The organism is Candidatus Accumulibacter phosphatis, from assembly GCF_000024165.1.
GTDB lineage: Bacteria > Pseudomonadota > Gammaproteobacteria > Burkholderiales > Rhodocyclaceae > Accumulibacter > Accumulibacter phosphatis.
In genome coordinates this window covers 3,754,890-3,768,607 of sequence record NC_013194.1, presented here as the reverse complement: position 1 = coordinate 3,768,607, position 13,718 = coordinate 3,754,890, and the positions used below count along the sequence as shown (strand labels likewise).

12 protein-coding genes are annotated in these 13,718 nt (G+C 64.8%); 10 read left to right on the top strand and 2 right to left on the bottom strand.

The annotated features are described in order from the left end of the window. Nucleotides 1–19 precede the first annotated feature (19 nt). From CAP2UW1_RS16265 to CAP2UW1_RS16220, 10 genes are all read left to right on the top strand, one after another. On the top strand, nt 20–772 hold the full coding sequence (locus CAP2UW1_RS16265; protein ID WP_291911811.1) for a S1C family serine protease: 753 nt from the start codon (nt 20–22) through the stop codon (nt 770–772). 180 nt (nt 773–952) lie between these two features. Then, a complete protein-coding gene (locus CAP2UW1_RS16260; RefSeq protein WP_041567882.1) occupies nt 953–2,890 on the top strand; it encodes an ATP-dependent DNA helicase in 1,938 nt (645 codons plus the stop codon). A 5-nt stretch (nt 2,891–2,895) separates the two neighbouring features. Then, complete coding sequence (locus CAP2UW1_RS16255) at nt 2,896–4,230, top strand: ATP-grasp domain-containing protein (RefSeq protein ID WP_015767715.1); 1,335 nt, start codon at nt 2,896–2,898, stop codon at nt 4,228–4,230. Beyond that, entirely contained in the window at nt 4,227–4,769 is a 543-nt protein-coding gene (gene mobB, locus CAP2UW1_RS16250) for a molybdopterin-guanine dinucleotide biosynthesis protein B (RefSeq protein ID WP_015767714.1), read from the top strand. The genes CAP2UW1_RS16255 and mobB overlap by 4 nt, the downstream gene beginning before the upstream one ends. Continuing rightward, entirely contained in the window at nt 4,756–5,961 is a 1,206-nt protein-coding gene (locus CAP2UW1_RS16245) for a molybdopterin molybdotransferase MoeA (RefSeq protein ID WP_015767713.1), read from the top strand. Before mobB ends, CAP2UW1_RS16245 begins: the two co-directional genes overlap by 14 nt. Before the next feature lie 9 nt (nt 5,962–5,970). After that, nucleotides 5,971–6,225, top strand: coding sequence for a molybdopterin converting factor subunit 1 (gene moaD, locus CAP2UW1_RS16240; protein ID WP_015767712.1), 255 nt, complete (start codon nt 5,971–5,973; stop codon nt 6,223–6,225). A 1-nt stretch (nt 6,226) separates the two neighbouring features. Beyond that, nucleotides 6,227–6,679: a molybdopterin synthase catalytic subunit MoaE gene (gene moaE, locus CAP2UW1_RS16235; protein ID WP_015767711.1), complete on the top strand. Its 453-nt coding sequence runs from the start codon at nt 6,227–6,229 to the stop codon at nt 6,677–6,679. A gap of 258 nt (nt 6,680–6,937) precedes the next feature. Beyond that, entirely contained in the window at nt 6,938–9,517 is a 2,580-nt protein-coding gene (gene clpB / locus CAP2UW1_RS16230; protein WP_015767710.1) for an ATP-dependent chaperone ClpB, read from the top strand. 126 nt (nt 9,518–9,643) lie between these two features. Next, nucleotides 9,644–9,877, top strand: a complete 234-nt coding sequence (locus CAP2UW1_RS16225) for a DUF3567 domain-containing protein (protein WP_015767709.1) — start codon at nt 9,644–9,646, stop codon at nt 9,875–9,877. A 116-nt stretch (nt 9,878–9,993) separates the two neighbouring features. Next, complete coding sequence (locus tag CAP2UW1_RS16220; RefSeq protein ID WP_015767708.1) at nt 9,994–10,188, top strand: DUF3460 family protein; 195 nt, start codon at nt 9,994–9,996, stop codon at nt 10,186–10,188. 170 nt (nt 10,189–10,358) lie between these two features. On the opposite strand, the gene CAP2UW1_RS16215 is transcribed toward CAP2UW1_RS16220, so the two are convergent. Beyond that, nucleotides 10,359–13,049, bottom strand: a complete 2,691-nt coding sequence (locus CAP2UW1_RS16215; RefSeq protein ID WP_015767707.1) for a bifunctional acetate--CoA ligase family protein/GNAT family N-acetyltransferase — start codon at nt 13,047–13,049, stop codon at nt 10,359–10,361. A gap of 164 nt (nt 13,050–13,213) precedes the next feature. Next, nucleotides 13,214–13,678 (bottom strand): OsmC family protein, encoded by a 465-nt coding sequence (locus CAP2UW1_RS16210; RefSeq protein WP_015767706.1) that lies wholly within the window; start codon nt 13,676–13,678, stop codon nt 13,214–13,216. Between the last annotated feature and the right edge of the window lie 40 nt (nt 13,679–13,718).

The window sequence follows — 13,718 nt, the reverse complement described above, 5'->3', positions numbered from 1 at the left end:
GACGCTGAAATGCTTGCTGATGGCTGCCTGGATCGCGGCCTCGACCCTGTTGGCCGGCGCCGCGTCGGCGGAACTGGCGGAGGTGATCGAGCGGGTGAAGCCCTCCGTCGTTGTCATCGGCACCTATCAGCTGACGCGCAGCCCGCAGTTCGTCATGCGGGGCACCGGTTTCGTCGTCGGCGACGGGCGTCAGGTGGCGACCAACTCGCACGTGCTTCCCGAAGTGCTCGACACGGCCGCCGGTGAAACACTGGTCGTCGCGTCACGCGCGGGGCCAAGCGGCGCGCAACAACGGTCGGCCAGAGCGGTCGCTGTCGACAAGGCGCACGACATCGCCCTGTTGCGAATCGACGGCCAGGCCCTGCCGGCCCTGACCCTGCATGACTCGGCGCCGGTCAGGGAGGGTCAGTCGATCGCCTTTACCGGCTTCCCGATCGGCAGCGTGCTGGGACTGACGCCGGTGACGCACCGCGGCATCATCTCGGCGATTACGCCGATCGTGCTGCCGGGGGCGAACGCACGCCAGCTCAATGCCCGGGTCATCCAGCAGATCAGGAGCGGCAGCTTCGATGTCTACCAGCTCGATGCGACGGCATATCCCGGCAACAGTGGTGGTCCCCTTTACGAGGTCGGTCGCGGCGAAGTGATCGGGATCATCAACATGGTGTTCGTCAAGGAGAACAAGGAATCCGTCCTCAGCAAGCCATCGGGGATAAGTTTCGCCATCCCCATACGCTTCCTGCGCGAGCTGATGGAAAAGCCGAATCCTTAGTCGACCGGCGCCGCCTCGTTGGCGGTGGCGATGCGCCGACAGCCTCCGGGTCTCCCTGGCTTGTCGACCGGTTCGCCGCAGCGGGGCGGCGACCGGCCACGAATGTCGCGGCCCGAGCGGGTCGGCAGGCCGGACGGGCCAGCTTCTGGTAGCATGCGTGCTGCTTTCGACGAACAATCCATGACCGCCTCGCTTTCCGAAGTCTTTGCCGCCGACGGCCCACTGGCGGCAGGTGTTCCCGGCTACCGCTTGCGTAGCCAGCAACTGGCAATGGCCGAGCACATCGCCGCGGCGATGGCCGACAACCGTGTGCTGGTTGCCGAGGCGGGGACAGGGACCGGCAAGACCTATGCCTACCTCGTGCCGGCAATGCTCTCGGGTGGCAAGGTGATTGTGTCAACGGGGACGCGCAACCTGCAGGATCAACTCTTCGCGCGCGACATTCCGACCATCCGCAAGATCCTCAAGTCGCCGATCAGGATCGCACTCCTCAAGGGGCGAGCCAACTACCTGTGCCACTACCATCTCGCACGGTCGCTGGCCGACGGTCGCTTCCTCTCGCGCGAGGATGCCGGGTATGCACAGCGCATCGCGCGCTTTGCGAAGAAGACGCTTACCGGTGACAAGGCGGAGTGTGCCGATGTGCCGGAAACTGCCAGCGTCTGGGCAATGGTGACCTCGACGCGCGACAACTGTCTCGGCCAGGACTGTCCGAATCACAAGGAGTGCTTCGTCCTGGCGGCGCGTCGCGATGCTTTGGCTGCCGATCTGGTGGTGGTCAATCATCACCTGTTCTTTGCCGACGTGATGCTGCGCGACGAAGGTACGGCGGAACTCCTGCCGGCATGCAATGCGGTGATTTTCGACGAAGCGCACCAGTTGCCGGAAGTTGCCAGCCTGTTCTTCGGCGACAGCGTCTCGTCGGCGCAGCTTCTCGAACTGGCCCGGGATACCCGGCTCGAGGGCGTCGCCTCGGCGCGTGATTGCCTTGATTTGCCGGGTCTTTGCGACCAGCTCGAAAAAGCGACTCGCGAGCTGCGCCTGACCTTGCCCCTCGAACCGGCCCGCTACGCGCTGCTGCAAATCGAGGCACGCCCGGGTTTCGCCGGCGCTCTGGCGACGGTCATCGGCGACCTGCAAGCGCTCGCCGCGTTGCTGCAGACGCAGGCCCAGCGTGGTGAAGGGCTCGAAAACTGCTGGCGGCGTGCTGGCGAGCTGCTGGCGCGCCTGCAGTCCTGGCAGAGCGGCGCCAGCGCCGACTTCGTCCGCTGGGGCGAGACCTTCAGCCACTCGCTGCAGCTCAACGCCACGCCGCTGGTGATTGCCGAAATCATGCAGAAGCAGATGAGCGGGCATCCGCGCGCCTGGATCTTCACGTCGGCGACGCTTGCCGTACAGGAGGATTTCGCCCACTACTGCAGCGAGATGGGACTGGCGGAGGCCTGCTCGGCGCGCTGGGAGAGTCCCTTCGACTACCCGCGACAGGCCTTGCTGTACGCGCCACGCAACCTGCCCGACCCGAATAGCCGGGACTATGCCGAGGCGGTCGTCGCCGCCGCGTTTCCCGTTCTCCAGGCGAGCGGCGGCAGAGCCTTCTTCCTGTGCACGTCCTTGCGGGCAATGCGCCGGACGCATGAGTTGCTGAGCGAGCAACTGCAGCGCGCCGGGCTCGACCTGCCGTTGCTGCTGCAGGGTGAACGCAGCAAGAACGAACTGCTCGAGCGCTTTCGCCGCCTCGGCAATGCCATCCTGATCGGCAGCCAGAGCTTCTGGGAGGGCGTCGATGTGCGCGGCGATGCACTGTCGCTGGTCGTCATCGACAAGCTTCCCTTTGCGCCGCCGGACGATCCGGTGCTGTCGGCGCGCATCGAACGGCTGCGCGGCGAAGGTCGCAACGCCTTCATGGAGTATCAGCTGCCGCGCGCCGTGATCAACGTCAAGCAGGGGGCGGGGCGCCTGATCCGGGACGAAACGGACCGCGGCGTCCTGATGATCTGCGATCCGCGGCTGATCGGCAAACCCTACGGCAAACGCATCTGGCGCAGCCTGCCACCGATGAAGCGTACCCGCGAACTCGCCGAAGCGGTGGCCTTCTTTGCGCCGGAAGCGGCGCCCTGATACGCATGGACAATGAGCGCCTGCGGTCGCTGACCGATCTCTTGCCGGCTGACTGCCGCGCTGCCGCGGAACTGCTCAATCGCGGTTGCGCCTGCATCTCGGTGGATCATCAGTCGCTGAAAGCCGCGCTCGAGCACGGTGAAGGAGCGATTTCACACGCCGACCTGCTGGCGACGCGACCGCATCTGTTTTCCGACAGCATGGTTTTCGTCAGCGAGGCACACCTCTTGCGGATGGCGAAGACCGTCGCCGCGCTCGACCGCGTGGTCGCCTTGCCGGCTTACCAGGAAAGAGTGCTGGAGTACGCGCCGCCGGTCGCTCGCCACTCGCCCGGAGCTGCCGGCGTCTTTCTCGGCTACGATTTTCATCTCGGCCCGGACGGTCCCTGGTTGATCGAGATCAACTCGAACGCCGGTGGCGCGCTGCTGAACGCGTGCCTGCTGCGCGCCCAGCGTGCCTGCTGCGAACCGGTGGCGAGGATGATGCCGGCCGCACTGCCGGACGCAGCGGCGTTCGTCGCCATGTTCCGCGAAGAATGGCGTCTGGCCGGTCGCGATTCTCGGCTCCGACCGCTGACGCGCATCGCCATCGTCGACAGCCTGCCGGCCGAGCAATACCTGGCACCCGAGTTCGAACTCTTTCGCCAACTCTTCGAGGCGAACGGCATCGCCGCCATGATCGCGGACCCGGCGGAGCTGTCGTTCGACGGCGAACGCCTCGTCTGTCGTGGGCAAGCGGTCGACCTCGTCTACAACCGGCTCACCGACTTCGCTCTCGAAGAGCCGCCCCAGGCGATGTTGCGCGCGGCCTATCTGGCCGATGCCGTGGTCCTGACACCGCATCCGCAGGCGCATGCGCTGTTCGCCGACAAGCGCAATCTGGTCGCCCTCGGTGACGACGCGTGGCTCGCCCGCATCGGCGTCGACGACGAGGACCGACAGTTTCTGGCGAGCAGCATCCCGCGCACCGAGGAAGTCACCGCGGAGAGGGCGGAAGCCTTCTGGACCGGCCGCAAGCGCTGGTTCTTCAAGCCAGCCGCGGGTTTCGGCAGCCGGGCGACGTATCGTGGAGACAAGATGACCCGGCGCGTGTTCGAGGAAATCGCACGCGGCGGCTACGTTGCTCAGGCGGTGGTGGCACCGTCGGAGCGGCGCCTGCTGATCGATGGTGTCGAACAGGACTTCAAGCTCGATCTGCGCAATTACGTCTATCGCGGTGTCGTTCAGCTTGTCTCGGCCCGCCTGTACCGGGGCCAGACGACGAACTTCCGGACTCCCGGTGGCGGTTTCGCCGCCGTCGTTCCGGTGTCCTGCAACGCGCAGCCGGGAAACTGCCGATGAGACTTTTCGGCATCGCCGGCTACTCCGGCTCCGGCAAGACGACGCTGATGGAAAAGCTGCTGCCACGCCTGACGGCCCGCGGACTACGCGTATCGGTAGTCAAGCACGCGCATCATGATTTCGATATCGATCGCCCGGGGAAGGACTCGTTTCGCCATCGCCAGGCGGGCGCCACCGAGGTCCTTCTCGCCAGCAGCGCCCGCTGGGTGTTGATGAGCGAGCTGCGCGCGGATCCCGAGCCGTCGCTGGCGGAATACGTCGCGCATTTCTCGCCCTGTGATGTGGTGCTCGTCGAGGGGTTCAAGCAGGAAGCGATCCCGAAGCTCGAGGTCTATCGGCCAGCCAACGGCAAACCGCCGCTGTGGCCCGAAGACCCGGACATTGTGGCGGTGGCGTCCGACCAGAGGCCGTTGGCAGATCGTCCAGGCGACCCCGTCTGGCTGGATCTGAACGACACGGAGACGATCGTCCGTTTCATCCTCGATACGCTGCAACTTGCTACGCTCCAACCTGGAGGAAACCGGCATGCTGTCCTTTGAAGAGGCGCTTTCACGCTTGCAGCGTGGTGCACCGACGGTTGCCGAAGTGGAGTGGCTACCGACCCTGGCGACGGCTGGGCGAGTTCTCGCCCAGGCACAGCACGCCACGGTCGACGCGCCGCCGCTCGACAACTCGGCGATGGACGGCTACGCGCTCGCCGTTGTCGACGTGCCCGCTGCGGCGACGCGCTTGCCCGTGTCGCAACGGATTCCGGCCGGCAGCGTCGGCACCCGGCTGCAGCCGGGGACCGCCGCACGCCTGTTCACCGGCGCGCCGATCCCGCCCGGTGCCGACGCGGTGGTGATGCAGGAGTTGTGCGCGCACGCCGGCAACGAGGTGGTGATCAATCACCTGCCGCAAGTGGGCGAGCACATCCGGCGCGCGGGAAGCGACATCGCCGCCGGCAGCGAGATTCTGCCGGCTGGACAGCGCCTGCGGCCACAGGACACGGCCCTCGCGGCGTCCGTGGGGATCGCGCAGCTGCCCGTCTTTCGCCGCTTGCGCGTCGCCGTGTTGTTCACCGGCGACGAACTGCGCATGCCTGGCGAGCCACTACCACCGGGAGCGATCTACAACGCCAATCGCTTTCTCCTCACCGCCCTGCTCGAGCGTCTCGGCTGCGAGGTTCGCGACCATGGTCAGGTGCCCGACGATTTCGCGGCAACACGGGCGGCGCTGCGCAAAGCGGCGCGCGACAGCGACCTGATTCTCACGTCGGGCGGCGTTTCCGTGGGTGAGGCAGATCACGTCAAGGCAGCCGTCGAGGCGGAGGGTCGGCTCGACATGTGGAAGATCGCCATCAAGCCAGGCAAGCCGCTGGCGTTTGGTCAGATCACTGCGGACGTGGGCGAGGTGGCCTTCATCGGTCTGCCCGGCAACCCGGTGTCGAGCTTCGTCACTTTCCTGATGCTGGTTCGGCCCTTCGTGCTCAGGCGGCAAGGGGTTGGCCAGATCACCCCGGCGAGCTATCGGCTGCGTGCCGATTTCGACTGGTTGCAGCCGGATGCGCGACGAGAATTCCTGCGCGCAAGAAGCGGCGCCGACGGCAGTGTCGAACTCTTCGCCAACCAGAGCTCGGGCGTCCTGACTTCGGCCGTCTGGGGTGACGGTCTGGTCGACAACCCGCCGCAACAGATCATCCGGCGTGGCGATACGGTTCGCTTCCTGCCGTTTAGCGAGTTGCTTGCCTGAGGAGGGCTGATGAAGCTGAAGATTCTTTACTTTGCCGGCCTGCGCGAGACGCTTGGCGAGAGTGGCGAGGACGTGGACCTGCCGGCAGCGGTGGGCGATGTTGCCGGCCTGATTCGTTTCTTGACGGCGCGTGGTCGCCAGTGGGAAGCCCTGGGCACGTACCGGAACCTGCGTTACGCGGTGAACCAGGAAATGGCGCGACTCGATACGCCAGTCGTCGATGGTGACGAAGTGGCCTTCTTCCCGCCGGTGACCGGTGGCTGAAATGGTCGTTCGCGTCCAGGAAGCCGATTTCGACGTTGGCGCCGAGTTGGCGGCGCTGCGCGGCAAGGATCCACAGATTGGCGCACTGGCTTCCTTCGTCGGCCTCGTGCGCGAGTTGAACGACGGCGCCGGGGTATCCGAACTGACGCTCGAGCACTATCCGGGAATGACCGAGAGAGCGCTGCAGGCGATCGTCAGCGAAGCCTGTCGGCGCTGGGCGATCATCGACGCCCTGGTGATTCACCGTGTCGGCCGACTCTTGCCGACCGATCAGATCGTCCTGGTAGCCGTTGCCGGGGCGCACCGGGGCGACGCCTTTGCCGCCTGCCAGTTCATCATGGACTATCTGAAGACGCGCGCGCCGTTCTGGAAGCGCGAACTGACGCCCGAGGGTGCGCGCTGGGTCGCGGCGCACGCAGCCGACGACGAGGCCGCGGAGCGCTGGCAGACCTGACACGGGCGTTCTCGGCAAGCATCGAGAACGCCCCTGCGGATCATCTCGCGCCGGCCCTTTGGCTTCTCCCGCCCAGCGCACGGCTGAGCCTGCCGCGGTGGGATGCGGGGCGCGGACGCGACCGACGCCGGTGAGTCGCCGCCGCACGTCCTTCGCACGGGAAGCTCGCTGCACCGGGAATTTGCGGCGAGCACGTTGATTTGGCGCTGGCCGTCCCCACTTGCGGTGCATGACCACACTTCCCTGGAGGATAGCAGCATGCGCCTGGACAAACTGACCACCAAGTTCCAGCAGGCTCTCGCCGATGCGCAGAGTCTCGCCGTCGGACATGACAACCAGATCATCGAACCGCAGCACCTGCTGCTCGCCCTGCTCCAGCAGGATGACGGCTCGACGACTTCGCTGCTGGCGCATGCCGGAGCCAACGTGCCGCCGTTGAAGGCGGCGCTCGTCCAGGCCATCAACCGCCTGCCGAAAGTCGAAGGGCACGGCGGCGAGGTGCAGGTCGGGCGCGATCTCACCAACCTGCTGAACCTTACCGACAAGGAAGCGCAGAAACGGGGCGACCAGTTCATTGCCTCGGAAATGTTCCTGCTCGCCTTGTGCGACGACAAGGGCGAGTGCGGTCGCCTGCTCCGGCAGCACGGACTGGTCAAGCAATCCCTGGAGCAGGCCGTCGCCTCGCTGCGCGGCGGCCAGGCCGTCGATAACCAGGAGGCCGAGGGGCAGCGCCAGTCGCTGAGCAAGTACTGCATCGACCTCACCGAGCGCGCCCGCCTTGGCAAGCTCGACCCGGTGATCGGGCGCGACGATGAGATTCGCCGGACGATCCAGATTCTCCAGCGGCGTACCAAGAACAATCCGGTCCTGATCGGCGAGCCGGGTGTCGGCAAGACGGCGATCGTCGAAGGCCTGGCGCAGCGCATCGTCAATGGCGAAGTCCCGGAGACGCTGAAGGGCAAGAAGGTGATGAGCCTCGACATGGCCGCGCTGCTCGCCGGCGCCAAGTATCGCGGCGAATTCGAGGAGCGCCTGAAGGCGGTGCTCAAGGAGATTGCCCAGGAAGAGGGGCAGATCATCGTCTTCATCGACGAGTTGCATACGATGGTCGGCGCCGGCAAGGCCGAGGGCGCGATCGACGCCGGCAACATGCTCAAGCCGGCGCTGGCGCGCGGCGATCTGCACTGCGTCGGCGCGACGACACTCGACGAGTACCGCAAGTACATCGAAAAGGATGCCGCGCTCGAGCGCCGCTTCCAGAAAGTGCTGGTCGAGGAGCCGACGGTCGAATCGACGATCGCCATCCTGCGTGGCCTGCGCGAGCGATACGAGCTGCACCACGGCGTCGACATCACCGACCCGGCCATCGTCGCCGCGGCCGAACTGTCGCATCGCTACATCACCGACCGCTTCCTGCCGGACAAGGCCATCGACCTGATCGACGAGGCGGCGGCGCGCATCAAGATGGAGATCGACTCCAAGCCCGAGGTGATGGACAAGCTCGACCGCCGCATGATCCAGCTCAAGATCGAGAGGGAGGCCGTGCGCAAGGAGCGCGATGACGCCTCCAAGAAGCGCATGCATCTGATCGAGGAGGAGCTCGTCAAGCTCGAGCGCGAGTATAACGATCTCGACGAGGTCTGGAAGGCCGAAAAATCGCAGGTGCAGGGCAGTGCGCACATCAAGGAAGAGATCGACAAGCTGAAGCTCGAGCTGGCTCAACTGCAGCGCGAGAACAAGTGGGACAAGGTCGCCGAGATCCAGTACGGCAAGCTGCCGCAACTCGAGGCGCAACTGACCGTTGCCGAGAAATCGGGCGACGGTGGCCAGCACAACAAGCTGCTGCGCACCGAGGTGGGTACCGAGGAGATCGCCGAAGTCGTCTCGCGGGCGACTGGTATTCCGGTATCGAAGATGATGCAGGGCGAGCGCGAGAAGCTGTTGCAGATGGAAGAACGGATGCATCAGCGCGTCGTCGGGCAGGACGAGGCGGTGCGTCTGGTCGCCAATGCCATTCGCCGCTCGCGCGCCGGCCTCGCCGACCCGAACCGCCCCTACGGTTCCTTCCTGTTCCTCGGCCCGACCGGGGTCGGCAAGACCGAGCTGTGCAAGGCCCTGGCCGGCTTCCTCTTCGACTCCGAGGAGCACCTGATTCGCGTCGACATGAGCGAGTTCATGGAGAAGCACTCGGTGTCCCGGTTGATCGGTGCGCCGCCCGGCTATGTCGGTTACGAGGAGGGCGGCTACCTGACCGAAGCCGTACGCCGCAAGCCCTATTCGGTAATCCTTCTCGACGAGGTGGAGAAGGCGCACCCGGACGTCTTCAACGTGCTGCTGCAGGTCCTCGACGACGGGCGGATGACCGACGGGCACGGGCGGACCGTCGATTTCAAGAACACCGTCGTCGTCATGACGTCAAACCTCGGGAGCCAGATGATCCAGCAGATGGCTGGCGACGACTATCAGCTGATCAAGCTGGCTGTAATGGGTGAAGTGAAAACGTATTTCCGGCCCGAGTTCATCAACCGGATTGACGAGGTGGTTGTATTCCACGCACTGGACGAGCAGCATATCAAGGCGATCGCCAGAATCCAGCTCGCCTACCTCGAAAAGCGCCTGGCGCAGCTCGAGTTGCGGCTGGAAGTGGCGGATAGCGCGCTGGCCGAAGTGGCGACGGCCGGCTTCGATCCTGTTTATGGCGCGCGCCCGCTGAAGCGCGCGATCCAGTCGCAACTCGAGGATTCCCTCGCCATGGCCATCCTCGAAGGCCGTTTCGCCGCAGGCGATACGATTCGCGTCGCCTGCGACAGCGGCATCATGCGCTTTGACAAGGCCTAGAGGAGAAGGCGGTGAAATGGCGCGGAACTTGCTTCAAGTTTACGTGCCTAGAAGATTCGGAAGGCTTGTGTTGAACGAATCGGGACGCTGTGGAGCATTGAGCCCGCCACCTGGAAAGGAGTACGCATGAACATCGTATACAACAGTCAGCACTACGCGATCGTCGCCTACCCGGTGCAACAGGGCTTTGAGCTGGTGGACAAGGCGGCCAGCCGCAGTCTTTTCGTACAGGGGTCGGTGGCCAGGGACTTGCGTCGGGCGATCGACGGCATTCCCGACAGCGAGCGCGACGAAGAGTCGATCGACGCGCTGCTTGACGAGTACTGCGCTGGTGCGGCGCGGCCGATCGTCGTGCACTGAGTTGGGGCGTGCCCGTCGGCCTGTGGCGTTGAGCCGGCCGGCGGGCACGGGCGTATAATGTGCGCCTTGGGCAGCACAGTCTGCAGGCCGTTTTCTAACCTCTGGGAGCAGCAGCGATGGCTTTGTACGAATCCGATCACACCGTGTTCATGCGCGAGATGATGGCCAAGAATCCAGAATGGCTCGAGGACCAGCGCCGGGGCCGGGCGATCTGGTGGGACAGGAAGGTCGACCTGAACGAGGAAAAGTCCCGCCGGGAGTCTACCGAGGCGGCACGTCCCTATCCCTACGACGTGAACTTCGAGCAGTAACTCCGCTTCGAGCAGTAACTCCGCCGTACGCCGTACATAGCGCTCCACACAAGAAAGCCGCCGGGCGATTCTCGCCCGGCGGCTTTTCTCTGCCTGTATGGCGGGGCCGGAGACTTCGGCTTCGCTGAACTGGACGCGTTGCCTGTCTCCCCGGCCCCTGGAAGCGCTGGCTAGTTGTTCAAGGGTTTGATGACGCGCTTGACGGCGGGGTCATCGGGGTGTGGGTGAATCGTGAAGCCAAGCTTGCTCATCAGGTTGAACATCTTGGTGTTCATCGACAGCACGTCGCCAACGACGGTACGGTAGCCCTTGGCGCGCGCGCATTCAATCAGTGCGCTCATCAGCTTGCGACCGACGCCATGTTTCTGCCAGTCGTCGGCAATCGCGAGGGCGAACTCCACCGATTCGCCATCCGGGTTGGTGACATAGCGCGCGACGCCGATCTGCACTTCTTTACCTTCCTCGTTGTGGAGGGTCGCCACCAGGGCCATTTCGCGGTCGTAATCGATCTGGGTGAAGCGCACCAGCATCGTCTGGGTCAGTTCGCGGATGGTGTCCATGAAGCGGTAGTACTTGCTTTCATCGGACATGGAGATGACGAACTGTTGCTCGCGCTCGGCATCCTCCGGGCGGATCGGTCGAATCGTCACGACGCGGCCATCCGGGAGCTCCCAGTCCTGGATCAGATGGACCGGGTAGGGGTGGATGGCCATGTGCGAATAGCGGTCGCCGGATGCCGCGGCATGATCGATCATGATGCGCGCGTCGGCGGCGATGGCGCCGTTCTCATCGACGATCAACGGATTCAGATCCAGCTCCTGCAGCCAGGGCAGTTCGCAGATCATCTGCGAGACGTGCAGCAGCACATCCTCGAGCGCCTCGAGGTTGACCGCCGGCATGTTGCGAAACTCGCCGAGCAGTTTCGAAGCCCGAGTGGACGAGATCAGGTCGCGCGCCAGGAAGCGGTTCAGCGGCGGCAGGGCGACCGCGCGGTCGCTGAACACCTCGACCTCGGTGCCGCCGGCGCCGAAAGTGATGATCGGGCCGAAGATCGGGTCGCGTGAGACGCCGATCATCAGTTCGCGGCCGTTCGGGCGGGCGAGGTAGGGTTCGATCGACAGACCGTTGATGCGCGCCGTCGGGTGCCGCTTCTTCACCGTCTCGATGATGTCGTGGTAGGCGTTGCGCGCCGCTGGAGCATTGGTGATGTTGAGGCGAACGCCGCCGACCTCACTCTTGTGCAGGATGTCGGGCGAATCGATCTTCATGCCGATCGGAAAGCCGATTTGCTCGGCCAGCAGCAGCGACTCGGTAGGCGTGTGCGCCACCATGGTTTGCGCCACCGGAATGCGGAAGGCGCGCAGAATCGCCTTCGATTCCATTTCCGAAAGCAGCTTGCGGCGTTCCTGCAATACCGCCTCGATCAGCATCTTCGCACCTTCGGTTTCCGGGCGCGCATGCTTCGACAGGGGGGCCGGCGTCTGCAGCAGCAGCTTCTGGTTCCAGTAGTAGGTCGAGATGTGGTAGTACAGCTCGACCGCCGTTTCCGGCATCCGGAAAGAGGGAATGCCCGAATCCTCGAGCAGCGCCCGCGCCTCATGCACCTGATCCTCGCCCATCCAGCAGGTGAGGATCGGCTTGGCGGTCAGCAGGTCGACCTCGATCACCGCCTTGGCGACTTCCATCGGCTGCGTCATCGCCTGCGGCGAAAGCATCACCAGGACACCATCGACTTCCGCATCCTCGGCGACCGCCAGGATGGCGTCGTAATAGCGCTTCGGGGTGGCATCGCCCTCGATGTCGACCGGATTGCGTTGCGACCAGGTCGGCGGCATGGCGGCGTTGAGCGTCTGGATGGTCGCGGTGGACAATTCGGCGAGCGGAATCTCGAGGTCGCCGGCACGGTCGGCGGCCATTGCGCCGGGTCCGCCGCCGTTGGTAATGATCGCCAGTCGCTTGCCTTGCGGGCGGAACTTCGAGGCCAGAGCCTTGGCCGCGTAGAACAACTGCCCGATGTTCTTGACGCGGACGACGCCGGCCCGGCGTACCGCCGCTTCGAAAACGATGTCGGAACCGGCGGCCATGCCCGAATGCGTCTCGACCGCGGCCAGGCCGCCGGCGTGCCGCCCGGCCTTGAGCAGCACGATCGGCTTGATGCGCGCGGCCGAACGCAGGGCACTCATGAAGCGGCGCGCGTCACGGATGCCTTCGACGTAGAGCAGGATGTAGTGGGTGAGGTTGTCGTAGATCAGGTAGTCGAGGATCTCGCCGAAATCGACATCGGCGGTGCCGCCCAGCGAGATGACGCTGGAAAAGCCGATCCGGTTGCTGGTCGCCCAGTCGAGGACGGCCGAGCAGATGGCCCCCGACTGCGAAACCAGCGCCAGATGACCGATGTTCGCATGCACGCGCGCGAAGGTCGCATTCAGGCCGAGATTCGGACGAATGATGCCCAGGCAGTTGGGGCCAAGGAGGCGGACGCCGTAGCTGCGGGCAATCTCCATCATCTTGCGCTCGAGCGCGGCACCCGAGTGCCCTGCCTCGGCGAAGCCGGAGGTGATCACGATGGCGTTCTTGACGCCGCTGCGGCCGCATTGCTCAATGATCTTCGGGACCGTCTGCGGGCGCGTGACGACCACCGCCAGTTCAACGCGGGCACTGATCTCCTCGATCGACTTGTAGGCCTGCACGCCGGAGATCGTGTCGTGGGCGATGTTGATCGGGTACAGGCGCCCCTTGTAGCCGGAATCCAGGATGTTCCTGAAGAGGACGTTGCCGACGGAATGTTCCTGGTCCGAGGCGCCGATGACGGCAACCGACTTGGGTTCAAACAGGGTAGTGAGATAGTGGTGTTCTAACATGATGGGGTCCATTCACCTCTGGTTGGCGAGGCGCGGTACAGGTGCGATGTTGCACCGCATCAATTTACCACAGGCTGCCTGAAAAGTCTCTAAGCCGGCGCGTGTAATGACCCACAGGCGTGACATCGAGCACACTCGGAGCACTGCTGGTTCACCGGTGTCGTTCAGTCGACGGGTGCCGGTCTACCCGTGGCCAGGACGCTCTCGATCCGGATATCGGATTGCAGCGTGCGGTACATCGGGCACTTGTTGGCGATCGCCAGCAGGCTGCTGCGTTGTTCCGATGTCAGATCGCCCTGCAGGGTGATCGTGCGCGAGATCCGGTCGACCTTGCCGTGCCCTTCGACGTCGATGCGATCGTGGGCCAGTTCGACGCTGATGCCGGTGAGCGGCAGTTTCTTGCGCTCCGCGTACATGCGCAGGGTGATCGAGGTACACGACCCGAGGCTGGCGAGGAGGAAATCGAAGGGAGCCGGGCCGGTATCGGCGCCGCCCATGGCGACCGGCTCGTCGGCGATCAGGTGGTGCTTGCCGACACGAATGCTCTGCTGGTATGGTCCCTGGCCACTCTCGCTGACCACGACGGGTTGGTCGTGCTTGTCGTGTTTTTCGTGCTTGTCTCTTGCCATTGAGCAATCTCCCGAGGACGCCGACCATGATAAAGGAAGG